Raw genomic sequence first — 25,415 nt, 5'->3', positions numbered from 1 at the left:
TGTAGTTGTATGTTTGCAAATATAATTTATAACAATTTTAGAACTTTTGCAGATTAAAGCTTTGAATTATAAAGATAAGTAAAAATGATTTGTGACATTCAGTATGGGCGATTAATGATAGTGTCCGATTTGCATGGAAATGGATTTGATTTTCGGCAGATTTTGAACGTGTATGGAAAATTAAAAAGCGAAGGGAAAGCGGATTATCTGGTTTTTCTGGGCGATTTAATTCATGCTTATCCCGGCAGGCAAAAAGATGAATCTCTGGAAATGATTCAGGAACTCATTAAAACAGGCGCAAACAAAAAGGGAAGCGATGTGATCTGTTTGCTGGGGAATCATGAGTTGGTTCACATCTATCATATTCCTTTGCATCGGGGCAATCTGGAGTTTACCTCCTGGTTCGAGAACCGGATTCGGAAGAACAGGGAAGAGATAATACGCTTTTTTATGGATATGCCGTTTCTGCTAAGAACCAAAGGAGGTGTTTTGGTGAGTCATGCCGGTAGTTCCGATCGTTATGCACGTACCAAAGAGTTTGATTTGAATTGGTTCAGGCAGTATTCCCATGAAGGAGAATTTACTGCACACATTGAAAGTATTCATACCTATAATCCGCAGATTGGTTCCCTGTTTATGGATACTGCCGAAGGGGATTATTTGTGGGATGTTTTAATGAATGGCAACGAACGGCAGTATGGAGAGGAATATTTTAAAATGATTGATGATTTGCTGCAGTTTGCAAGTGCAGATCGTCAAAATTCACCAATGAGAACACTGGTCAGCGGTCACATTGGTGTTGATTACGGAGCAGAAACCATCGGAGCCCGTAAATTGCGCTTGTGCAGCAGTGCCGGCTGCTTACGCGATTTGGAAAAGAAATACCTGCTCATCGATGCCGAAAAAACATATGCCAATTCAATGGAATTGCTTGAATGTTGTCACGATCTCTTTTGATTTTAGGATTGGAACGATTCCAGACTTTTTCCTCTTAGCTGAAGAGGTGATTTTCCGGTAGCCGATTTAAAAGTCTTGTTGAAGTAAGAGGGACTGTTGAAGCCGCATTCGTAGGCAATCTGAGCCACCGTTAACCTGCCTTCGGCAAGAAGCTTTTTTGCATAATTGATTCGCATTTCATTCAGAAATTCGGAAAAGGTTTTATTCGTTTTGCTTTTAAAGAAGCGGCAAAATGCGGTTTTACTCATGTTGGCAATTTTAGCTGCTTCGTCCAATTCTATTTTTTGCTGAAAGTTTTTGCTTACATATTCGTAAATCTGATACAGTTTCTGATTGTTTCTGTGCTGGAACGTTTCCACAAAATTATCCGAAGCCAGATACTCCAGATCATCCGATAGAGCTAAAACCTGCAATATCTGCAGCAGTACAAGAATCCGCTGAGCAAATTCCGAAGAATGAAGTGTTTTTAAAAGCTGAATGATCTTGTATTTTGAACTGCCTTCAATCCGCACTCCCTGAAACGATTTGGTCAGGAACTTCTTAATTCGATACATTTCAGGCAATAGAAAGAACTCTTTGCCAAAACTATCCTCTTTAAAATGAACGACCCAGGCAATAGCGCGCAAATCATTTTCTTTTCGGTAGTAAGACTCATCGTTCTTCATTACATGAGGAGTGTTGGGACCAATAAATATCAAATCGCCATCTTTAAAATTGTCAATACAGTCACCTACCACCAAAGTGCCTCTGCTTTTTTCAATGTAGATCAATTCAAATTCGGGATGATGATGCCACGGAACTTCAATGTGCGGTAAAACATCAATCTTAGATCGGAACGAATGCTCATTTTTTATCGGTATCTCTTCAAGTAGTAGCGACATAGTTGTATTATTTTAACTGCTCTGTTTAATATTTACTCATTAAAAGCTAATATATTACCGGCTGTTTTTTGTGTTAAATTCAAATTGCAAATTAATATCATTAAAAGCAGTACTTGTGCATTATTGCCTTTTGCTATCGTTTGTTATTAATAAAGTGTGAATATAGTGCAATAAAATGATAAAATAGTAAAATTAATTCATAAGAAATTGATTGAGATTTGTACACAGAAATACAAACGATTGAAAAAATATACTTATGGTCTCAATTAGCACGAATAGTAAGAGTAATTCCGGCACACAAGCGCAGGGAATGAACTACAAAGGAGCTTTAGCCCTGCTGACTTCTCTGTTTTTTATGTGGGGATTTTTAACCTGCATGAATGATATTTTAATTCCTCATTTAAAAGGATTGTTCGATTTGTCAATTACGCAGGCAATGTTGGTACAGTTTACCTTTTTTGGCGCCTATTTTTTAATGTCTTTGCCGGCCGGTTGGATTATTGGAAAGATTGGTTATAAAATGGGAATTGTAACAGGATTGGGAGTTGCGGCTATTGGTGCTGCTTTGTTTTTTCCTGCCGCAGCATTTTTGTCCTACGGATTTTTTCTTTTTGCCTTGTTCGTGTTGGCAGTAGGGATAGTTATTCTTCAGGTGGCAGCAAACCCCTTTGTTGCAGAATTAGGCACACCCGAAACGGCTTCAAGCCGCTTGAATCTTACTCAAGGATTTAATAGTTTGGGAACCACTGTTGCTCCAATTTTTGGTGCTTATTTAATATTGGATAACACAAGTATTGATAGTGCAGGCAAGGCTGAAGCGGTTCAAATGCCATATCTTGGACTGGCAATTGCATTGGCTGTAATTGCAGTGATTTTTGCTTTGGTGAAATTACCGAAAATTCAGGAGGTTGAGGAAGAAAAAGCAGAAGGTTCGGTGTGGAAATTCAGACATTTAATTTTGGGTGCGGTTGCCATTTTTACTTATGTGGGTGCAGAGGTTTCCATAGGTAGTGCTTTGGTGATGTATTTTGGCGACGAAGGATTGCACCTGTTTGGTGAAGCAGAAGCGGCCAGCTATGTTTCGGTATTTTGGGGGGGTGCGATGATCGGCCGGTTTATAGGATCAGCAATCATGCAAAAGATATCAGCCTCAAAAGTATTGGCTTTCAATTCTGTTATGGTTGCAGCATTAATTGTTGTCAGTATGCTTACCAATGGATACGTTGCCATGTGGAGTCTTGTTTTGGTAGGATTGTTTAACTCAATCATGTTCCCGACTATTTTTACTCTTGCAATTGATGGTTTGGGTAGATACACCAGTCAGGGGTCAGGTGTTTTGTGTCTGGCGATAGTTGGAGGGGCAATAGTCCCAATGATAATGGGAGTGTTAGCCGATAATTTCGGATTGCGAAATGCATTTGCTTTAACCATTATCTGTTACGGATACATTTTATTCTATGCCTTAAGAGGACACAAACACGCGTAATTAATAATTTATTTTGTTGGGATGAAGGAAGTTGCTTTAGGTATCGATATAGGTGGAACCAATACAGTTTTTGGCTGTATTGATTCGGAAGGGAATTGCTTGGTGACAGGAAGTTTACCAACTCAAAAACACGCTGCTATTGAGGATTATTTAGATGAATTGTTTGTTGAGGTTGAATCTGCAATGAATGGATCAGCAGAACAAATGCAGATAATTGGAGTTGGTATTGGTGCTCCAAATGCCAGTTTTTATACGGGAACTATTGAAAATGCAGCTAATTTGCGGTGGAAGGGGAGTATACCTTTAGCAGATTTAGTGAAAAAGAGAATAGATGTTCCGGTTATTATTACCAACGATGCCAATGCTGCAGCCATGGGAGAAAAGGTTTTTGGTGCTGCAAAAGGAATGAATAATTTCATTGTGATTACTTTGGGAACCGGATTGGGCAGTGGAATTGTGGTGAACGGTGATTTGTTATATGGTCACGATGGTTTTGCTGGTGAGGTTGGACATATGATTGTCCGCGCCAGCGGACGGGAGTGTGGCTGCGGACGTAAGGGGTGTTTGGAGACTTATGTTTCTGCAACAGGAGTGAAAAGAACTGTTTATAAGTTGTTGGCACGGCACATGGGCGATAGTGAGCTGAGAGATGTTCCGTTTAGCAGGCTGACAGCAAAAATGGTTGCTGAAGCTGCCGGCAGAGGCGATTTAGTAGCAAAAGAAACATTTCGATATACTGCCAGAATGCTGGGAGAGGTTCTTGCCAATGTTGTGGCTGTAACCAGTCCGCAGGCAATCTTTCTATTTGGAGGATTAACCAAGGCGGGAGATATTCTCTTTAATCCGGTTGCAGAAACACTCGAAGAACAACTTCTTTCCATTTATAAAGGAAAAGTTAAAATATTAGCTTCAGGAATTGAGGATGACGCAGCGGTTTTAGGTGCAGCATCTTTAATCTGGAACAAAAGATAACCGATAGCTTTCAGACTTAGTTTGAAAGTTAACCCCTCGTGCCTGCATTTATGCAGGCACTTTTTGTTTGTAGAAATTGTTTCTACAAACTGGGGGAAAGATTCCACACATTTACAAACTGAAAATTGAAAAATTAAAATTGCCTGATAGAGTGTATTGTGTTGGTAATGAATGATTAGGTTGCTTTTGTATGTTGGTTTTTAATTTGAATTTATTTCTGGCACAGATTTCTCTTATTGATCTGTGAATTTGAATTGATGTAAACTTATTAAAATTAAAAATTATGAGAAAGTTAGTATTTGCACTCCTGGTATTACCTCTGTTTACAGCATGTAATCAGAAAGAATTAAAGCAATTGCGTGAGCAAAATGTTCAACTGACTCAAATGGCTCAGGAAAAAGATTCTACCATTGATGATTTTGTTGAATCGTTTGATGTTATTGCGGCTAATCTGGCAATAATTAAAGAGAAAGAAAATATTATTTCTGTTAGTGCAAGTGAGAATCCAAGTGTTGGAAAAAAAGCACAGATCGTTACTGATTTAGGTTTGGTTCGCGATCTTTTGGAAGAAAACAAAGCAAAGCTTGAAAGTCTGGATAAAAAATTGAATAACAGCTGGTACCAAAACTCAAAACTAAAAAAATTGATTGCTGGTTTAAAAGTACAAATTGAAGAAAAGGATAAATCAATTAATGCTTTATCGGAGCAGCTGGCACAGCTTAATGTTGAAGTTGACAATTTGAACGGTCAGGTTACTGAATTGAATGGAACTGTTGTTGCATTAAATACTGAGAATGACAGCAAAGCCAAGACAATAGAAGAGCAAACAACCAACTTAAATACTGCTCATTACGTAATCGGAGATATTAAGGAGCTGAAATTGAAGCAGGTTGTAACAAGTACTGGTGGTATTTTAGGAATCGGAGCAACCAACAAGTTGAATCAGAAAATTAATCCTGATAATTTCAATAACATTGATATTACTCAAACAACAACTATTCCTGTATCAGGAAAGAAAGTTAGTTTAGTAACTTCTCACCCAAGTGATTCCTATCGATTTGAAGGAACGGATAAAGAAATTGAAGCAATCACAATTCTTGATCCAAATGAGTTCTGGAAAGCATCAAAATATTTAGTAGTTGCAGTGAAATAATACAAACCAAACAGATTGGTTGTAAGCATCCCATTTTGGGATGCTTTTTTTATTTAATAAAAGTCATCTGAAAAGATGACTTCGGAGGTGTTTAATTTTCAATAAACTGCTAATAGTCTATATGTTAAGTTTCCTAATCAGCCATTTTTTTGTAACTTATATAAAGTCCTCTTGCCTCTGTTAAGTGTATTGCCTGCACTCTTTTTTAGATTTGTGTTGAAACGGAATAATAAAATTGATATGGATAATCTACGGGAAGGAATTCAAAATCACATTATTGAATTGCAGTTGGAAATTGATAATATTTTTGCCCGAGGCCGTAATTCAGTAGTTTCGGAAGTTACTGTCGGACAAATATATGGTGGAATGCGTGGATTGGTTGCATTGGCTTGCAACACCTCTTATGTTGATCCTTATTCGGGCCTTTATATCGGAAAGTATACAACAAATGAGTTTTCGGATAAATTACCTGAGGAAATATTTTTCCTTTTGAGTACAGGAAAATTTCCGGATAAGGAATCGCTTGCCGATTTTCAGAATGATTTAAATAAACGTGCCAAGGTACCGCAATACACATGGGATGTGTTGCGCAGTCTTCCAAAGGACACTCATCCGATGACCATGTTGAGTCTGGGTATTTTGTCGATGGAAAATGAGTCTGTATTTAAAAAAGAGTATCAGAAAGGCTTACAAAAAGCAGATTATTGGAAATACACCCTGGAGGATGCGATGAATATACTTGCAAAGTTACCAGAACTTGCAGCAGGTATTTATCGAATTCGCTTTGGAGACGGGAATTTAATTCCTTACGATTCAAATTTGAATTGGTCGGGCAATTTGGCACGCATGCTTGGTGTTAATGATGATGAGGGATTTGCGGATTTAATGCGCCTGTATTTGGTTTTGCATTGCGATCATGAAGGAGGGAATGTGAGCGCATTTACATCAAGAGTGGTTAATTCGGCTCTTTCGGATTTGTATTATGCCGTTTCAGCAGGACTTAACGGTTTGGCAGGTCCGTTACATGGCTTGGCAAATCAGGAGTGTTTACGATTCATCCTAAAAATTTATGATCAACTTGGAGCTGATCCGGACGATAAAGAATTAAAGAAATATATTATAGATACTTTGGATTCAGGCAATGTGATTCCTGGTTATGGTCACGCGGTACTTCGGGTAACCGACCCTCGGTTTACAGCTTTTATGAATTTTGGGAATGACAATTGTGCCGGTAATCATTGTTTTAAAATTGCCAAAAAACTATTCAAGCTGGTTCCTGATATTTTATCAGCTTATAAAGGAGGTAAAGTGGCTAGCCCATGGCCAAATGTTGATGCCATGTCGGGTTCGCTGCTTTATCATTACGGGCTGAATCAGTTCGATTTCTATACCGTTTTGTTTGGTGTTTCGAGAGTAATGGGTTTTTGTGCTCAGAATATCCTTGCCTTAGGATTGGGACAGCCAATTATCAGACCTAAAAGTGTGACCAATAAATGGGTAATAGATAAACTTGACGGGAATTGAAACTGAGAGAAGCGACTAGTGCCAATCGGGTTCTTATTTAAATTTTAAATGTCAATCGCACAGAATTTATTTCAGATTTCCTTAAAGTGATTATCTTTGCGGCTCATTTAAATTAAAGAGATGATTAGTGTAGATGCTTTAGCGGTAGAATTTGGAGGAACCACTTTATTTAAAGACATTTCCTTTGTGATTAATGAAAAGGACAGAATTGCTTTAATGGGAAAAAACGGGGCTGGTAAATCTACTCTTTTGAAAATAATTGCAGGAGCCGAAAGTCCTTCCCGGGGAAGAGTTTCAAGTCCTAAGGATAAGGTGATTGCTTATTTGCCACAGCATTTAATGACAGATAATACCCGTACGGTATTCGAAGAAACAGCTCAGGCTTTTGCTTCCATTTTCGAGATGGAGAAGCAGATTGAGGAAATGAATGTGGAATTGGGTACACGAACAGATTTTGAATCGGAGAGCTATTACAAATTGATTGAGGATGTTTCTGCTTTAAGTGAAATATACTATTCGATAGAAGAAATAAACTACGATGCAGAAGTTGAGAAAACACTGTTTGGATTGGGGTTTGTACGGGAAGATTTCACAAGACCAACCAGCGAATTTAGCGGTGGTTGGAGAATGAGAATCGAATTGGCAAAAATTCTTCTGCAAAATCCCGATTTGATTCTTTTGGATGAGCCGACGAATCACCTGGATATTGAATCGATACAATGGTTAGAGGATTTTCTGATTAATTCGGGAAAAGCCGTTGTTATTATTTCTCATGACAGGGCTTTTGTTGATAAAATCACGACACGGACTATTGAAATTACAATGGGGAGAATTTACGATTACAAAGTAAATTACTCTCAATATTTAGAGCTTCGCAAGGAACGAAGAGTTCATCAGCAAAAAGCATTTGAGGAACAGCAAAAAATGATTGCTGATAATCAGACTTTTATTGACAGGTTTAAGGGGACGTATTCCAAAACACTGGCGGTTCAATCGCGGGTGAAAATGCTCGAAAAACTTGATATTGTTGAGGTTGATGAGGAAGATAATTCAGCACTTCGTTTAAAATTCCCGCCATCGCCGCGTTCAGGAAATTATCCTGTAATTATGGAAGATGTTGAAAAAACTTACGGTGATCATACTGTATTTTCAGGTGTGAATTTTACAATACAAAGAGGAGAGAAGCTGGCTTTTGTAGGTAAAAACGGAGAAGGAAAATCGACTTTGGTAAAAGCCATTATGCAGGAAATTGAGCATGGTGGTAACTTAACACTTGGGCACAATACGATGATTGGTTATTTTGCTCAGAATCAGGCTTCGTTGATGGATGAAAATTTAACGGTTTTTCAAACCATTGATGATATTGCCAAGGGAGATATCCGAACAAAAATTAAAGATATATTAGGCGCTTTCATGTTTGGAGGTGACAACTCAACAAAAAAGGTAAAAGTTCTGTCGGGTGGAGAAAAAACCCGGTTGGCAATGATTAAATTGTTGCTGGAGCCGGTGAATTTGCTGATTCTTGATGAGCCAACCAATCATTTGGATATGAAAACCAAAGATATTTTGAAGGCCGCCTTAAAAGAATTTGACGGAACCATAATTCTGGTTTCTCACGACCGTGATTTTCTGGATGGTTTGGCTGAGAAGGTTTACGAATTTGGAAACAAGAAGGTGAAGGAACATTTGGGTGATATTTACTCCTTTCTTAGGACGAAGAAAATGGAGAATTTAAACGAACTGGAACGTAAGAATTAGATCAGCACAGCAGACAATACAATTATATTGAAGAGACGCCATTGCGTCTCTTTTTTTGTTGAAACTCATTTATTGTTCTAACCATGAAATTACCTTTTCGCAATTTGGTTTTTCTTTTGGGGAAAGTACATCAACAAGCTTCCCATTTTCATCAATCAGGTATTTTTGGAAGTTCCATTTTACTTTCGAATCCATCACTCCATTTTTCGACTTTTGTGTCAGCCAGCTGTAAATTGGATGTATATCACTTCCTTTTACTGATATTTTCGACATCATAGGAAAACTGACGCCGTAATTCTTTGTGCAAAATTCTTTTATTTCTTCATCAGTTCCAGGTTCCTGCCAAAGGAAGTTATTCGCAGGAAAGCCTGCAATTACAAAATCTTTATCCTGATATTCCTTGTACAATGCCTCTAATAATTCGTATTGAGGAGTAAATCCACATTTAGATGCCGTATTGACAATCATGATTTTTTTGCCCTTTAAATCAGCAAAATTAAATTCAGAACCGTCAATAGTTGTAACTGTAAATTGATGTATACTCTCTTGGGAAAAGCTCATAAAAGAAGTTGAGATAAGTAAGATACAGATGGTAATTATTTTTCGCATGGTATGATTATTTACATTAACGAGTCATCAATTTACCCCCTTTTTTGTTCCGAAACAAGATGAGAAATAGTAATGCATTTTTATTTTATGATGAGCTTGACTCAGTTTGTACATTAGGCTGCAAAAAAAAGAGCAACCAACCAGTTGCTCTTTCTCATTCAATATTTAGGGATATTAGAATTTTTCATCGTATTTGGTCCAGATTCCATCACCAATTTCCCATGCTTTTTCAACCACTTCGTTTCCAAGTTGAATGGTTCTGTTGGTAAGGAATTCCACTCTTTTTTTCTTACTCAAACTCATGAATTGCTCGTCAATTTTTGTTTGCTCCTCAAAATAGCTTTTTTGTAATGGAACAAACACCTTGTCAATATCGTGACGCATGTCGCCCCATCGCTGAGCCGATAATGTACCCAGTCGGTTGAAAGCCCACCATGCAGAAGTGCGGGTATATCCCAATGTGCGGGCTTTTACTTTGTAGCTTTCGGCTAAATCTGTCGATCCCGAATAAACCGGAATATAAATTGAGCTTGCCACATTATCCTGCGCCAACCACACAATGCCGCCAACTTCATCGGGCAACCAATCACGACATTGAATAATTGTTGCATACATGGTATACCAACGGGCTATGGTTCTTTCTCCCAGCTCATCCCATCCGCCATTCACACGAAACAATTTATTCATATCGTAAGGCATAAAAGGATTTGCAAAAGGAGATATCACTTCATTGCCGTCTTTATCTGCTTGTTTGATATTTTTCACAAAGTTATATGGAGTGCCTTCGTAGTAATCTTTAAAGATCTCTACCAATTTATCCATTGTTATTTTTTCATCCGGTTTTACCGAGAAAGGAAAATCTTTGTCGTTGGCATCCAAATTCAGGGAAGGAGCTGCCATTGAAAGCACACGCCATTCTCTTCTTCGTGAAGCCAGAGACAAACGACTCTCCGGTGCATAAGCGTAATTCCAGCGGAATGTTTCGCCTTCTTTCCACCATCCGTTTTCTTTGGCAACATCAAAAATATTCGCCGATGCCATAAAATAATCCGGATTTTTTAAATCAATCTCTTTAATGGTACTGGCGTTCGCATTTACCGAAATGTGATCGTTCGGAACTCGCTGAGCAACCCAAACGGCTCCTACTTTCCCTTTTCCCGGACCAACAACCTCAAAATGCCAAACCTCTTTTTTATCAGCAATGGTAAGACATTCGCCATAATCGCGCCAGCCGTATTTTTTTAATAAATCATCAGCCAAACTAATTGCTTCGCGGGCAGAAGAACATCTTTCCAGCATTAATTGCTGCAAACGCTGACAATCGATCAAACATTCTGTAGAGAACAACTCTTCATGACCGCCAAAAGTAGATTCGCCAATGGCCAATTGCTTTTCGTTAATGCAAGGGTAGGCAGTATTTAGGAATTGGTAGGTTTTTTCAACCTGATCGATTTCTCCGATTTTTTTGTGCTGATAAGTTGGCATTGCCAAACTATCGCAGGCAGAGCGTTCAAACAACTCAAATTTATTTCCTTTGTTGTGCTTCTTAGCGGGAACAACATTCATCCATGCTCTTGTACGGTGACTGTCATCGGTGTGAGATGTAATAACAGAGCCATCGGCAGTAGCCATTCTGCCAACCGTTATGGTGGTGCATCCTTCCGGAACACCGTTTTTCCAATCTGATTTGTCCTGAGCAATGGCAGAAAATGAAATTGACGCCATTAAAATGAACAAGCTCATTCTAAATTGTTTCTTCATAAGTTCGTGTTGTGTTGTTTGTTCTTCTTTTCTATTTAGCGCCTTTCACTAAAAATATGCCCGAATCTTCAATGGTGATTAGTTTTTGTTTGTAAAGAAGACCGACCGCCTTTTTGAAGTTCTTTTTACTCATATTTAGAAGGTGATAAATATCTTCAGGTGAACTTTTGTCGTTTAAAGGAAGAAAACCATCTTCTTTTTTTAGCTGAGATAGAATTTGTTCTCCTGAATCAGGAATTTTGTTTTCGTAACCTTGTTTTTGAAGGCAAACGTCAATTTTCCCATCAGGACGAATTTTCTTAATATATGCCTTGCGCACATCTCCGCATCGAACAGGTTCAAAAATTTCATTCTGATACAACATTCCTAATGCGTCGTTGCTAATCAATACCTGATAACCTAAATCATTTCTTCTTCCGATCAGGATTTCTATTTCGTCGCCTTCGGCATAGGAGGTCTCTACGTCTCTAAGTACGTTTTCGATTTTGGCTGTTCCAACAATCCGGCCTGATGCATTGTCCAGATAAACAAATATTAGGTAAGAATAACCAACCTGCATGTTGTCTTTTTGCTCACTAAACGGAACAAACAAATCTTTAGCGATTCCCCAGTCGAGAAATGCGCCTAAATTATTGACCGTTTTCACCTTTAAATAAGCAAATTCACCTACTGTAGCATAGGGAATAAGAGTTGTTGCAATAATTCGATTTTCCGAATCACGATAGATAAATACTTTAATAGTATCATCCAATTGGGTTTTAGGAGGCACATATCGGGTAGGCAAAAGAATTAAAGATTCATCTTCTCCCTGTAAATACACTCCAAAATCGACTATTTTAGCAACTTTTAATGATGCAAACTGACCAATCATACTCACAATATTATATTTTATCACTTTATCTGTGTTGAATAAGAATCACTTACAGATGAAAGTGCGGTTTTACTACTTAAAAATTTAACACGGTAAATGTAAGCATCTTTTTACGAAATATTCGTTTGCCGAGCCAATTCCCGAATTTCAAATTGAAAATGCTCTGCTCTATAAATCTTCCTGGAAAAGAGTATTAAATCGAACTGACTTTGCAGAATGAGGCATGTTGTACAGCAGATTTGTAAAATCGAAAAAATTGATCTGGGTATTTAAGCTCAATCAATGCTTAACAGTAGTTGTTATCGGTTAAGTATGTATCATTTTACAAGCTGCATTTCTGCGAGTGCCTATTTCAGTACTTTTTTTGTGATTTGTCATGTGAAGATTGCAATTTTCGTTATCGATTGCAGCTTCTACATGTTATTATTAAAGAAAAAAATCATTAATATTCTTGGGTATAAACACCCATTAAACGGTGTATTGTACAACATACAGCGAATAATACAGAAAAATTTCTCCAATGAAAAATTGTTTTTATTTTTGATGCAGAATTAAATCGCATTGATTCGATTCCAATTTAAAGCAACTCTCTCGAGTAATAATTGGGGATAAAAAATTAACAAGTCAGGGTATGAAAAAAAGGAAGTTATTAGTTAGAGATCTTACATTAAGAGATGGTCAGCAATCTCTTTTTGCTACAAGAATGCCACAGGCAGAAATTGAAAAGGTATTACACTTGTATAAAAAAGCCAATTTCTATGCAATGGAAGTTTGGGGTGGTGCAGTTCCTGATTCAGTTATGCGATACCTTAATGAAGATCCATGGTATCGTTTGGAGTCGATTAAAGAAGTGATAGGCGATGTTTCCAAACTTACCGCTCTATCCCGTGGCCGTAACCTTTTTGGATATAGTCCTTACCCGGAATCAGTAATCGAAGATTTCAATACTCAGGCAGTTAAGTCTGGATTGGGAATCATGCGTATTTTCGATTGCTTGAATGATATCGAAAACATGAAGTCAACCATTAAGTATGTGAAAGCTGCTGGTGGTATTGCTGATTGTGCAGTATGTTTTACTGTTGATTCTAAATTTCCTACCAAAAAAGAAGATCTTGAAAGATTAACAATAAAGAACCTTCCTGATCAGATTTTTGATCTGGATTACTTTGTTGATATGGCTAAGAAGCTTGAGGCTTTAGGTGCCGATATGATTTCATTAAAAGATATGGCTGGATTGGCTTCACCTTCATATGCAGGTCAAATCATCCGCCGTTTTAAAGAAGAATTAAATATTCCTGTAGATTTCCATTCACATTCTACACCAGGATATGGTTTGGCTTCCGCTCTTACCGCAATTATCAATGGCGTTGATATCATCGATACCAACATCATGAATTTTGCAGGAGGATCTGCTGCGCCGGCTTACGAATTGATCTACATTTTCTGTCAGAAATTAGGCATCGAACTGGATGGTGATGCCAAGACCGTTGTTGAGATCAACAAAATTCTGAAAGAGATTCGTATGAATGCTTTAGCTGATGTTGACAGCTACAAGCAGTTCCCTATTGAATTTGATATTACAAAAGATAAATTGCCTGCCAACATCGATCAGTTATTCGATGATGCGATTAAGTATGCCAACGCCGATCAGGAAGAGGAACTACTTGTTGCATGTCATGCAATTGAAGCATATTTTAATTTCCCGGCTCCGAACCAAATGGTTAAGGATGCGGAAATTCCTGGAGGTATGTATACCAACATGCTTAACCAGTTGAAAGCTTTAGGTTTGGAAACCCTGTTAGAGAGAGTGCTGGAAGTGGTACCAGTGGTTCGTTTGGACGCTGGCTGTCCGCCACTGGTAACCCCTTCTTCTCAAATTGTTGGTGTTCAGGCTGTAAACTGTGTAATCGATGAGAATTCAGGACGTCCGTTCTATACCAATGTATCGAATCAGTTCTTTAATTTGGTAAAAGGAGAGTATGGAACAACTCCAATCGAGATTGCTCCTGAATTCCGTAAAAAGATTACCGGGAAAGCTGAAAAAGTAGAATACGATGTAGATGCTTATGTGTCTCCTGAAAATCCAACATTGCCACAGTACGGAAACGTGAAATTGGCGAAGGATAATAAAGAATTCATGTTGCTTGAGTTGTTTCCGTTGGTAGCTAAAGGTTATCTGGAAGGAAAGCGTAAAGCAGAATTCGAAGCTCAAAGAGAAGTTAACCGCAAGAAAATTGCTGCAGAAAGAGCTGCTGTTAAACGTACAGGTAAACTAAAGATTCGTGACCTTACCCTTCGTGATGGTCAGCAGTCATTGTTTGCTACACGTGTACCTCAGGCTGAAATTGAAAAAGTGCTTCCGATGTATAAGGATGCCAACTTTTATGCAATGGAAGTATGGGGTGGTGCAATTCCCGATTCGGTAATGCGTTACCTGAACGAGGATCCATGGCACCGTTTGGAGTCAATCAAAGAAGTGATTGGTGATGTTTCTTATCTTACAGCACTATCCCGTGGTAGAAACTTGTTCGGATATTCTCCATATCCTGAATCAGTAATCGAAGGTTTCAACAGAAATGCTGTTAAATCCGGTTTGGGTATCATGCGTATCTTCGATTGTCTGAATGATGTGAAGAACATGGAAACCACCATCAAATACATGAAAGAAGCCGGCGGTATTGCTGACTGTGCGGTTTGCTATACTGTTGATCCTAAATTTACAGGAAAACAAAGATGGAAAGCATTGTTGTCCGGAAAGAGATTGCCTAAGAAGATTTTCGATGTAGATTACTTCCTGAACAAGGCAAAACAGATGCAGGCTTTGGGTGCTGATATGATTACTGTGAAAGATATGGCTGGATTGATTCCACCATCATTGTCAGGGAAAATTATCAGAAGAATGAAAAGCGAATTGAATGTGCCAATCGATTTCCATACTCACTGTACTCCGGGTTACGGACTAGGTGCTGTTTTAATGGCAATTGTTAACGGTGTTGATATTGTTGATACAAACATTCTGAACTTTGCAGGTGGACCGGCTGCTCCGGCATTCGAAATCATTCAGATTTTTGCTGATAAGTTAGGTTTGGACACTGGTGTGAATTTAGATGCTGTTGTTAAAATAAATGCTGAACTAAAGGGAATCCGCAGTCGGATTGCAGAATTCGATTCATACAAAATGTTCCCGTTGGAATTCGATATTACAGCTGATTATCTTCCAAAAGAGATTGATGCATTGTTCGATAAAGCGATTGTATTAGCGAAAGCAGATAAAGAAGCAGAATTGTTGGACGTATGTAACGCTATCGATAAATTCTTCAACTTTCCTGCACCAAACGAAGAAGTAAAAGCAGCTGAGATTCCAGGTGGTATGTATACCAATATGCTGGCTCAGTTGAAAGGTTTAGGTTTGGAAGATTTGCTGCCAACAGTGCTATTGAAGGTACCGGAAGTACGTGTTGCTGCGGGTTGTCCTCCATTGGTTACTCCATCGTCACAAATCATTGGTGTTCAGGCAGTAAATTATGTGTTGGATGTGAACAGCGGCAAAGCTCCTTATACAAATGTAAACAACCAATTCTTCAACCTTGTGAAGGGTGAATATGGCGAAACTCCAATTGAGATCGATCCGGAGTACCGTCAGAAGATTTGCGGACAGCGCGATGCGACTGCTTTCGATGTAAGCAAATACAAATCACCGGAGAATCCAATATTGGAAGAGTTTGGTGGCGTTAAGCTTGCTGAGAACGAGAAAGAAATGTTGTTGTTGGAATTGTTCCCAACAGTTGCAGGTCCTTTCCTTAAGAATCGCAAAGCGGATGCTTACTACGCGAAAGTAGAAGCTGAAGAGGCTGAAAAACAAAGAATTGAAGACGAGAAAAAAGCAGCTTACAAGGCAATTCCTGCTGAAGAAAAGCAAGCAATGCTTTTGAGAGGATTATATAGCTTGGGTGGAACTTCAGAAGAGGCTGCTGGTGAGATTACTCAACCGGAAGAAAAAGAGTCTCGTTTGGATCTTAAAACCAAGGAAATGCTGAACAGGATGAAACCTAAAAGCAAATTAGTAGGATAAAGTTTTCTCTTTATATACGCAACCTTAAAAAGTGCTGCTCTTCGGAGTGGTACTTTTTTTAGTTTCCGTTAAATCGTACTGTTGATGTATTAACATAAAAACATGCCTTATAAAATGTTTCTTTTCAACTATATCTTCGTTAAAAAAGATGCATCATAACATGGCTATGCTTTACTTTTTTGCCTTGATACAGCTAAAAATTAATTCATTTTAATTAAAGTCTGTCTTGAAATTAAATTGGTATAATTGAAAAACACTCTCTCGCTGTGACCGAAACAGTCGTGCTGCCACGACTGCAACGGTCGTGCTGCCACGACTATAACGGTCGTGCTGCCACGACTGCAACGGTCGTGCTGCCACGACTATAACGGTCGTGCTGCCACGACTACAATGGTCGTGCTACCACGACTACAACGGTCGTGCTACCACGACTACAATGGTCGTGCTACCACGACTACAACGGTCGTGCTACCACGACCACAATAGTCGTAAGTGAAGCACAAAATGATATTTTGTTTGTGTTTGGTTTAGGTTGTTGTAAAACAGGATGTTGTGTATTTGTTGGCAGGGAATTGTTTTGTCTAAAAAAGAGAGTCTCACCGAAGTGAGACCCTCATAATAAAGACTTGGAATGTGTATTCTATTCATATTTTAAAGCAAGTACGGGATCCTGACTTGCAGCCCTCCAGGTTTGCCAGCTTACCGTTGCGATTGCAATGAAAAATGCGATTATACCAGATAATGCAAAAATCCACCAGCTTAACTCAATTTTACAGGCAAAATTACTCAGCCAGTTAGATGCTGCATAGTAAGCAATTGGACAGGCAATAATAAAAGCGAGCGCTACCCATTTGGTGTATTCTCCAATTAATTGGATTAGTATTTCACTTGATGTGGCACCATTGGCCTTTTTAATGCCAATTTCTTTTGTTTTGTGTTGAATACTGAAAGAAGAAAGAGCAAACATACCAAGGGTAGATAATACAATGGATAGTATGGCAAAAAGCGTTAATGCCTTCATTTCGTTGTATTGGTTTCGATAAATTTTGGCATACATATCGCTGATGAATTTGTACTTTAAAGGTTCATTTGGAAATAATTGATTCCATTCTTTCAGAAGAACATCAACCGCTGTTTTTTTGTTTTGATCATCAATTTTAACAAAGAATGTCCCGTTGAATAACCTCTTGGATGCCATTACAATTGGTTCTTCTTTTGTGAACATGTTGTCGTAATGAATTGCATCTACAACGGCGATGATTTCTCCTTTGGCAAACATGTATGTGGCAGTGAAGTTGTATTTAAATTCTCTGCCAATTACATCCTCGGGATTGCTAAATCCCAGCATTTTTACAGCAGCCTTATTTAAAATGTATTGTTCTTTAAATCCTGCATGACTGGCTTCGAATTCTTTAAGACTTTTGCCTGCTATTTCAAGGTTTGGGTTGATTGCTATTCTTTCCCATTCTTGCGTTGAGGTCGGTCCCATTTTTAAATTTCCTGCAACAGGCTTTATATCAAAAAGGGTAAAGAAATCTTCATCGATGGTTAAAACGGTTAATCGTAATTCCTTATCATTATCAATACCTTCCATTTCGAATCCGTATTTAAATGGAGCAATACTTCCGGGAGGCACTGTAGATGCACTAATCGATAATATTTCGGGATGTTTTAAAGCGACCTCTTTAAAGGTGTCATATTTTTCGAGCGCAACATAAGGTACCTCAGGAAGAACGAGAACAGATTTGTCTCCATTTCCCAAATGATTTTTATTGACAAATGAAATCTGATTGTACAGAACGATTGTTAGAATTAAGGCTGAGATGGATAAGATGAATTGAAACAGGAGTGAAAATTCAAATTTTTTGGATCCATGATTAGGAGTTTTGCTTAAATCAGTTGATAAATCTGCTATATACAAAGGAAGTAAGGCAAGAATACCGAATGCGATCAAAAATAAAAGTGAAGAAATTAATACTGTACTGTAAGCTATTTCCAACTGATATTCGAAATGAGTTGCCTGATTAAAATTGCAGGCTAAAAAAGCTCCGATTCCAATTGCTATGATACTTTGTGCAATTGATCTAACAAAGAGGAGTTGCGAAAGATTCAAAATTGAAGCTCCGTTCACCATTCTGATTTTAAAATCTTTACTGTTGTTTATAAATTGTACAAAGTTTAAATTTGAATAGTTAATGATTACAATTAGAAGAATAATTATGGCGCCTGCAATTAGAATGATCAAAGAATTAATATTTCCAGTCTCACTTAGCTCATCTCTTTGGTGACTTTTTAGGTGAATGTCTTTTAGAGGTAAAAGTTTAAAGCTTGGAGCCAGCTCTTCTTCTTTAACATTCTTGGACCAATAGTCATTAATTGAATTTAGGAGTTCTGACGGTGAAGTTTTTTCCGGCAGAAGCAGGTAGGTATAATAGCCCCCGTAATTTTCTTTCATCTCTTTTAAAGATCTTGAAAGAAGTATTTCAGGTCTAAAGTGTGAGTTGGTTGGTGCATTCTCTAAGATAGCAGTTATTGTAAAAGTTTTATCTTCAGTATAAGGCTCTTTTAGAGTGATTTCTTTTCCTATAACATCTATACTTCCAAAATAGTTGAGTGCTGTTGCTGCACTAATTGCTACTTCGTCAGGCTTTTTTAGAAGCGTATTTCTATTTCCTTTTTCTACTTTAAAATCAAAAACTTCAAAGAAAGTTTCGTTTGTGTAGTAGATGTTTTCAGGGGAAAACTCATTTTTTCCAACTTGAATTTTTGCCTGCCATAAATTGCCAATAAATGCAATTTTTTTAATGGAAGGAAAACGGTCATAGAGGCTGACGATGTAGTTTCTGTCGATTGAGGCAGAGCTGATATCATCAGTTTCATCAAGTATATTTGCTCTTCCGGGTTTATCAATCTGGATTCGGTAAATGTTGTCTGCTTTGGAATGAAAGTTATCGAAGGAGAGCTCTTTTTGAGTGTAGGAGAAAACAATGAGTACCGCCGCAAAGGCGATTGCAATACCAATGATATTAATCGAAAACCATTTTTTATTTTTGTTGATATAATTGAAAAACATAGGTGTAGTGTTGAAGGTTAGAAATGAATACCGGTCATTTTTTTTGCGGTACTTTCCGCAGCAATTTCGCCATCAAAAAGGCGGATTACCCTGTGTGCAAATTCCGCATCTCTTTCCGAGTGAGTCACCATTACTATTGTAGTTCCTTCATTATTTAGTTCACTCAATAAATTCATTACTTCCAATCCGGTTTTCGAATCCAGATTACCAGTAGGCTCATCCGCTAAAAGCAATTTAGGATTGGCAGCAACCGCTCGCGCTATGGCAACCCGTTGTTGCTGCCCACCGGATAATTGTTGTGGATAATGGTTTCTTCGGTGCCCAATTTTCATGCGGTCGAGCATTTCCAAAACACGCACTTTTTTATCTGCTGATTTAATATTTAAATAGTTGAGTGGCAGTTCAACATTTCGGTAAACATTTAGTTCATCAATAAGGTTAAAACTTTGGAACACAAAATTGACATTCCCTTTTCTAATTTTATTGCGTTGTTTTTCTTTTTGAGATCCTATCTCCAGATTGTCAAAATAGTATTTTCCTTCCGATGGACTATCCAACATTCCCATAATGTTGAGTAAGGTTGATTTACCACAACCCGAAGGTCCCATGATGGCAACAAATTCGCCTTGTTTTATTTCCAGTTGAATATTGTTTAGGGCAGTTGTTTCAACCTCTTCAGTCCGAAAGGTTTTACTTAGGTTCTCTATTTTTATCATGTTAATCAGATTAGTAGTACAATTGTACAGGTTTCATACTATAAACACAAGCAAATTAAATAGGATAAAATTTAAAAGACTTGTTTGTTTATTTGTATTTCGTTGCCAATTATTATGCCTGTTGTTGAATCTGTCAGATAATTAAGATGTTAGTTAGTGTTGGGTGATGTTTCCGCGAACTGAATTGTAAATAAATTTTATTATTAGTGTATAGTTTCTTTACAATTAATAGACTTGTTGGGGAAGGTTTTTTACATTTGGAAAAGCATTAAAATAAAATTATGTCCAGAGGTAAAGTGTTAATTGTAGATGATCATAAAAGAGTGTTAACTGCTTTGCAGATTTTGCTGCAGGATGAATTTGAAGAAGTGCAGACTTTGTCAAATCCAAATTCGCTGCTTGCAGCTTTAGAAACCAATCAATTTGATATCATTCTTCTGGATATGAATTTTTCAGCAGGTGTGAATACTGGGAATGAAGGTTTTTTTTGGCTGAATAAAATTTTAGAGAAAGATTCAAACATGGCCGTTGTGCTACTCACAGCATATGGAGATGTAGAATTAGCTGTGAAGGCTATAAAGGTGGGAGCAAGCGATTTTATTTTAAAGCCATGGGATAATAACAAATTGGTTACTACTCTAAAAACGGCATTGAAACTCCGTCAATCGAAACAGAGAATTGTGCAGTTGGAGAATGAGAAAGAGGAGCTGGCACGAGAGATGAATCAATCGGTAACACGAATGATTGGTCGTTCCAAACCAATGCTGGAAATGCATCGGATTATAGAAAAGGTAGCATGTACAGATGCTAATGTATTAATTCTTGGAGAACACGGAACCGGTAAGGAGTTAATCGCAAGAGAATTGCATCAAAAATCGAAAAGAAGCAATGCTGTTTTTATTACAGTTGATATGGGAGCCATTACCGAATCGTTGTTCGAGAGTGAACTTTTCGGACATGTGAAAGGTGCTTTTACCGATGCGCGGGAAAGTAGGATTGGCCGGTTTGAAATAGCTTCCGGAGGCACACTGTTTTTAGACGAAATAGGCAATCTTTCCATGCCGATGCAAGCCAAGTTACTAAGTGCATTGCAAACACGCAAAATCATTCGTTTGGGTGATAATCAGGTTCATGATATTGATATACGATTGATTTGTGCAACCAATAAGAATTTGGTGCAGATGGCATTGAATGGAGAGTTTCGGGAGGATTTATTGTATCGGATAAATACCATTCAAATTGACGTGCCTGAGTTGAGGAATAGAAATGGTGATGTGGCTGTGTTGGCAGAATATTACCTGATAAAATATGCGGTGAAGTACAACAAGGAAAATCTGCGGTTTGCTAAAAATACGATTGAGAAACTCATGAAATATTCTTGGCCTGGAAATGTTAGGGAGTTGCAGCACACAATCGAAAAGGCGGTTATTTTAACTGATAATTCGGAATTGTTAGCCGAAGAGTTTCTTTTTAAAGAGAAACAAATTAATGAAATGAAAAATGAAGCTGTTTCATTTGAGGAGATGGAAAAGCAATTGATTCGATCTGCAATGGACAGACATAAAGGAAATATGAGTCAGATTTCAAAGGAATTAGGTGTAACGCGTCCAACCTTATATCATAAAATTAAAAAGTATGATTTATAAAAAAATGCTAATTCAGATCATTCTCCGGGTTCTTGGTCTAGTTCTTCTCTCATTTTTTTTTGGCTGGTTGTTTTGGGAAAGTAATTATGCAAATTTATCAATTGTTGTGTTTGTAATTATTTGCTGGCAGGTTGTTAAATTGATCTATTTTCTTAATTCGACAAACCGATTACTGAGTCAGTTTTTTTTATCCGTAAAGAACGAAGATTCCAGTCTTAAAATACCTAAAATGTATGAAGAAGAGTCATTTCGAGAGCTTCGTGCCGGCATGCAAAATGTGAATCAGATAATAAAGGATTTACGTTTAAAATACCAACAAAAGGAAATTTTTAGTGATGCAGTAATTGAGAGTGCTGCTATTGGTATTTTAACCATTACTGCTTCGGGAAGGGTTGAATGTATTAATCGAAAAGCCAGAGAATTGCTTGGTGTTCATCATTTGCTTACTATCAAAGCCCTGTTAAAATGCGATTCAAATCTGCTTTCTTTCTTACAGCAGTTAAAGCCGGGCGAAAGTCGTATTGTTGAAACGCATATTAACCAGACAAAAATGCATTTATTAGTGAATTGCAATGCGTTGCAGCTGGCTGAAGAAAACTATAAACTGCTCTCTTTTACTGATATTAAAAATCAGCTGGATGCAAAAGAACTCGAGTCGTGGCAGAGCTTGATTAATGTTCTTACCCATGAAATAATGAATTCAGTTTCTCCATTAACCTGTTTGTCGGAGAATTTAGAGAAAAGCTACAAAGAGATGAATTCGGGGACAGTGATTTCGGAGAAACTGCTGACAAAAACGCAATCGGGATTACGGGTGATTAAGGAGCAGGGCGAGGGGTTGATGCATTTTGTGGAATCGTACCGGGAACTGTCGAGAATACCAAAACCTCAAATTCAAAATGTAAAAGTAAAGCAATTGTTTGAGCATGTAAAAACTTTATTGTGTGCAGATGAGGATGTTACTGTTGCTTATCAGTTTTCGATACCAGATGAAGATTTGTTGATTGCCATAGATGAGCAGCTCGCTGTTCAGGTGATGGTAAATCTGATTAAGAATGCAAAGGATGCAATTTCTGAAAAAGGACGGGTAAATATAGAAGCCAGAATTGATGGGGAGGGATTTATTCAGATATCAATAACAGATAATGGCACAGGAATAAAACCCGAAGATATTCCAAATGTTTTCATTCCGTTTTTTACAACAAAGGAGAATGGTTCTGGTATAGGTTTGCCAATTGCAAGATCTATTGTGCGTTTACATGATGGCAAAATTAGTCTTGAGTCTGTTTATGGCGAAGGAACTAAGGTATCTATTGCATTTAGGAATACTCATCGATGAATTCTTAATGCAAAATTTCAAAATAGATTTACCTCTATGTCTTTTCAGTAAGTAAAATTATTGTTTTAAAATAAATTGTTTGAGAAGTGCTTGTGCTTGCTAAAAAATGATAATTTAGTGAAATGAAAGAGCAGAACACACTACGATCGAGCATATTGGAGTTGTTATATAAGGGAGAACCCGAGGCAATAATTTTGAATGAAATTGTAAAACAGGTTCAGGATATTTCTCAGGGTTCAATTTGCTCAATTCTACGTGTTGATGAGGAAGGAAAGCATTTGTTATTGGGAGCCTCACCCGAATTGCCGGACTTTTATAATAAAGCAGTAAATGGTCTTCCTATTGGAAATGGGATGGGATCATGTGGAACAGCAGCTTATACAGGCGAAAGAGTTATTGTAGAAGATATTAATACTCATCCTTTTTGGAATGATTCCAAAAGTATTGCAAAAGACGCAAATTCGGGATCTTGTTGGTTGGAACCTATTAAAGATGCTTCAGGTAAAATTCTGGGGACTTTTGCCATTTATCGTCGTGACTCAAATACGCCAAATCCCAAAGATCTTGAATTAATTTCTGAACTGTCTGGCTTGACTGCAATTGTTCTTGATCGTTATCGCATTATAAAACAACTGGAGGAAAGCGAAAATAAATATAAGATTTTAGCTGATGCTACTAATGAAGCCGTTTTTATTGTTGATGATGACAAAATAGTTGAAGTTAATCCACGAGCTGAAATAATGACTGGGTATTCGGAATTGGAATTATCAGGTTTCTCTATTTATAATTTTATTGAGAAAAAATACTGGATAAATTCTTTTACCGAAGAATCTCGAAATTTTCGTCATCGAATTCAAGCTATAGGTATTAAAAAGGATGGTTCTAAGATAGATGTAGTTGTCCGAGTTAAGAATTCTACTTTTAAAGGCAAGCTCATATGTTTGCTTTCCGTTCGTGACGTTACTAATTATAAAAATGCCAAAACAGAATTGCATAAATTATCGCAGTCTGTGATTCAAAGTCCTGTTTCGGTAATTGTTACTGATTGTGAGGGGAATATTGAGTATGTAAATCCAAAATTTAATGAACTTACCGGTTATTCCTTGAAAGAAGTAATTGGACTAACCCCCCGGATTTTGAGTTCAGGAAACCATCCAATTGACTTATATGAATCGTTGTGGAAAGCAATAAGTTCTGGTAATGTGTGGAGAGGTGAATTTCAGAACAAGAAAAAAAATGGTGAGTTGTTTTGGGAGTTTGCAACCATATCACCCATAAAGGATGAAAGAGGGCAAATAGTAAGTTTTATAGCTGTAAAAGAAGATATTACTGAAAGAAAGAGACAGGAACAAATTCAAAAGATCATATTAAATATTTCGAACGCTGTTTTTTCGCAAAATACACTGTTTGAATTTATTCAGTTCATCAGGGAAGAATTGTCTTCCACAATTGATACAACAAATTTTTTTGTTGCATTATATGATGATAAAACCAAGATGTTTAGCCTGCCTTTTCATGACGATGAACATGATTCGTTCGAAAAATTCCCTAAAGGCAAGACAATTTCCGGTTGGGTTGTTGACCATGAAACAGCACTTTTGGCAACAGCTGAGGAATTGGATGAGTTGGAAGCAAAAGGAGAAGTGGAACTTAAGGGTGAACCTTCCAAGATTTGGCTTGGAATGCCTCTAAAGGGAAAAGAAAAAGTGATTGGTGTTTTGGTGATTCAAAGTTACGAAGACGAGAATGCCGTTACTGAGGAAGATAAGAAGATGCTTGAGTTGATTTCGCATCAGATTAGTATCTCTATTGAGCAAAAAAGAACCGAGCAGGAATTGTACAAAGCTTTACATGACGCAACAGAATCGGATCGTTTAAAGTCGGTTTTTTTAGCCACTATGTCGCATGAATTGCGTACTCCTTTAAATGCGGTAATTGGGTTTTCTGGATTGGTGGATAATGAGGCAGGTATTGAAACAGCAGTTGAATATTGCAAAATGATTAATCAAAGTGGCTATACTCTATTAAATATTGTGGAAGACCTGTTTGATATTAGTTTAATACAATCCGGTGCGGTTAAAATTAAACATGAAGATTGTAGTCTCTTAAATTTGTTTTATGAAATTGATGCTGTAATTCATAATGAGAGGAATGTGCTGAAAAAGGAACATATCGAATTGATAGTAAACATTCCTCCTGATTTTTCAGATTTTATTTTAAATACTGACCCGCATCGTTTTAAGCAGGTATTTCTGAATTTATTAAAAAATGCTTTGAAGTTTACTGATAAAGGAAGTATTGAATATGGCGTTATAAACGGAGATATGAATTCGGTGAGAGTTCTTCATTTTTTTGTGAAGGATACAGGAATTGGAATTCCAGAGGAGGTACAGGAAAGTATTTTTGGCTTGTTTAGACAGGCTAATGAAAAGCTTTCGAGGGAATATAATGGAGTTGGAATCGGATTATCTATTTCAAAGAGTTTAACTGAATTATTGGGAGGTAAAATTTGGTTTGATTCAACATATGGAGAAGGATCTGTTTTTTATTTTACACACCCCGTTAAATGAGCTAAAACCATTCAATAACAGCATCAA

The 25,415-nt window shown here is 37.5% G+C and carries 16 protein-coding genes; 10 read left to right on the top strand and 6 right to left on the bottom strand.

The window, feature by feature from the left end; genetic code table 11:
* The first annotated feature begins 84 nt into the window (after nucleotides 1-84).
* The gene (locus tag ACHZAX_RS12860; RefSeq protein WP_320019402.1) at nucleotides 85-957 is read left to right on the top strand and encodes a metallophosphoesterase; all 873 of its coding nucleotides are present in this window, start codon (nucleotides 85-87) and stop codon (nucleotides 955-957) included.
* A gap of 2 nt (nucleotides 958-959) precedes the next feature.
* On the opposite strand, the gene ACHZAX_RS12855 is transcribed toward ACHZAX_RS12860, so the two are convergent.
* Complete coding sequence (locus tag ACHZAX_RS12855; RefSeq protein ID WP_101311781.1) at nucleotides 960-1,838, bottom strand: AraC family transcriptional regulator; 879 nt, start codon at nucleotides 1,836-1,838, stop codon at nucleotides 960-962.
* Nucleotides 1,839-2,094: 256 nt separating this feature from the next.
* Here ACHZAX_RS12855 and ACHZAX_RS12850 point away from each other — a divergent pair, with 256 nt between their 5' ends.
* The 5 genes from ACHZAX_RS12850 to ACHZAX_RS12830 all read left to right on the top strand — a co-directional run bounded on the left by ACHZAX_RS12850 (nucleotide 2,095) and on the right by ACHZAX_RS12830 (nucleotide 8,731).
* Nucleotides 2,095-3,324, top strand: coding sequence for a sugar MFS transporter (locus ACHZAX_RS12850; protein ID WP_320019401.1), 1,230 nt, complete (start codon nucleotides 2,095-2,097; stop codon nucleotides 3,322-3,324).
* Between the two features lie 21 nt (nucleotides 3,325-3,345).
* Entirely contained in the window at nucleotides 3,346-4,296 is a 951-nt protein-coding gene (locus ACHZAX_RS12845) for an ROK family protein (protein ID WP_320019400.1), read from the top strand.
* A 283-nt stretch (nucleotides 4,297-4,579) separates the two neighbouring features.
* Nucleotides 4,580-5,449 (top strand): Cbp1 family collagen-binding glycoprotein adhesin, encoded by an 870-nt coding sequence (locus tag ACHZAX_RS12840; RefSeq protein ID WP_320019399.1) that lies wholly within the window; start codon nucleotides 4,580-4,582, stop codon nucleotides 5,447-5,449.
* Between the two features lie 240 nt (nucleotides 5,450-5,689).
* Nucleotides 5,690-6,973, top strand: coding sequence for a citrate (Si)-synthase (locus ACHZAX_RS12835; RefSeq protein ID WP_320019398.1), 1,284 nt, complete (start codon nucleotides 5,690-5,692; stop codon nucleotides 6,971-6,973).
* A gap of 120 nt (nucleotides 6,974-7,093) precedes the next feature.
* On the top strand, nucleotides 7,094-8,731 hold the full coding sequence (locus ACHZAX_RS12830) for an ABC-F family ATP-binding cassette domain-containing protein (protein ID WP_320019397.1): 1,638 nt from the start codon (nucleotides 7,094-7,096) through the stop codon (nucleotides 8,729-8,731).
* Nucleotides 8,732-8,800: 69 nt separating this feature from the next.
* On the opposite strand, the gene ACHZAX_RS12825 is transcribed toward ACHZAX_RS12830, so the two are convergent.
* From ACHZAX_RS12825 to ACHZAX_RS12815, 3 genes are all read right to left on the bottom strand, one after another.
* A complete protein-coding gene (locus tag ACHZAX_RS12825) occupies nucleotides 8,801-9,340 on the bottom strand; it encodes a glutathione peroxidase (RefSeq protein WP_320019396.1) in 540 nt (179 codons plus the stop codon).
* A gap of 174 nt (nucleotides 9,341-9,514) precedes the next feature.
* Entirely contained in the window at nucleotides 9,515-11,101 is a 1,587-nt protein-coding gene (locus tag ACHZAX_RS12820) for a dipeptidase (RefSeq protein ID WP_320019395.1), read from the bottom strand.
* 31 nt (nucleotides 11,102-11,132) lie between these two features.
* Nucleotides 11,133-11,996, bottom strand: coding sequence for a CvfB family protein (locus tag ACHZAX_RS12815; RefSeq protein ID WP_197092830.1), 864 nt, complete (start codon nucleotides 11,994-11,996; stop codon nucleotides 11,133-11,135).
* Nucleotides 11,997-12,603: 607 nt separating this feature from the next.
* Here ACHZAX_RS12815 and ACHZAX_RS12810 point away from each other — a divergent pair.
* Nucleotides 12,604-16,044 (top strand): hypothetical protein, encoded by a 3,441-nt coding sequence (locus tag ACHZAX_RS12810; protein WP_320019394.1) that lies wholly within the window; start codon nucleotides 12,604-12,606, stop codon nucleotides 16,042-16,044.
* A gap of 640 nt (nucleotides 16,045-16,684) precedes the next feature.
* Here ACHZAX_RS12810 and ACHZAX_RS12805 read toward each other — a convergent pair.
* Together ACHZAX_RS12805 and ACHZAX_RS12800 are read right to left on the bottom strand one after the other, a co-directional pair.
* On the bottom strand, nucleotides 16,685-19,117 hold the full coding sequence (locus tag ACHZAX_RS12805) for an ABC transporter permease (RefSeq protein WP_320019393.1): 2,433 nt from the start codon (nucleotides 19,115-19,117) through the stop codon (nucleotides 16,685-16,687).
* A 17-nt stretch (nucleotides 19,118-19,134) separates the two neighbouring features.
* Complete coding sequence (locus ACHZAX_RS12800; RefSeq protein ID WP_320019392.1) at nucleotides 19,135-19,833, bottom strand: ABC transporter ATP-binding protein; 699 nt, start codon at nucleotides 19,831-19,833, stop codon at nucleotides 19,135-19,137.
* Nucleotides 19,834-20,114: 281 nt separating this feature from the next.
* Between ACHZAX_RS12800 and ACHZAX_RS12795 the strand changes: the two genes are divergently transcribed.
* The 3 genes from ACHZAX_RS12795 (at nucleotide 20,115) to ACHZAX_RS12785 (ending at nucleotide 25,388) form a co-directional block, all read left to right on the top strand.
* Entirely contained in the window at nucleotides 20,115-21,479 is a 1,365-nt protein-coding gene (locus ACHZAX_RS12795) for a sigma-54-dependent transcriptional regulator (protein ID WP_320019391.1), read from the top strand.
* A complete protein-coding gene (locus ACHZAX_RS12790) occupies nucleotides 21,469-22,818 on the top strand; it encodes a sensor histidine kinase (protein WP_320019390.1) in 1,350 nt (449 codons plus the stop codon). The genes ACHZAX_RS12795 and ACHZAX_RS12790 overlap by 11 nt, the downstream gene beginning before the upstream one ends.
* 122 nt (nucleotides 22,819-22,940) lie before the next feature.
* Entirely contained in the window at nucleotides 22,941-25,388 is a 2,448-nt protein-coding gene (locus tag ACHZAX_RS12785) for a PAS domain S-box protein (RefSeq protein ID WP_320019389.1), read from the top strand.
* Nucleotides 25,389-25,415: the final 27 nt, after the last annotated feature.

Origin of the sequence: Labilibaculum manganireducens, assembly GCF_963665805.2 — a bacterium.
Taxonomy (GTDB): Bacteria; Bacteroidota; Bacteroidia; order Bacteroidales; family Marinifilaceae; genus Labilibaculum; species Labilibaculum manganireducens.
Note: the sequence above shows the minus strand (reverse complement) of the source record. Positions and strands in the feature narration are given on the sequence as shown.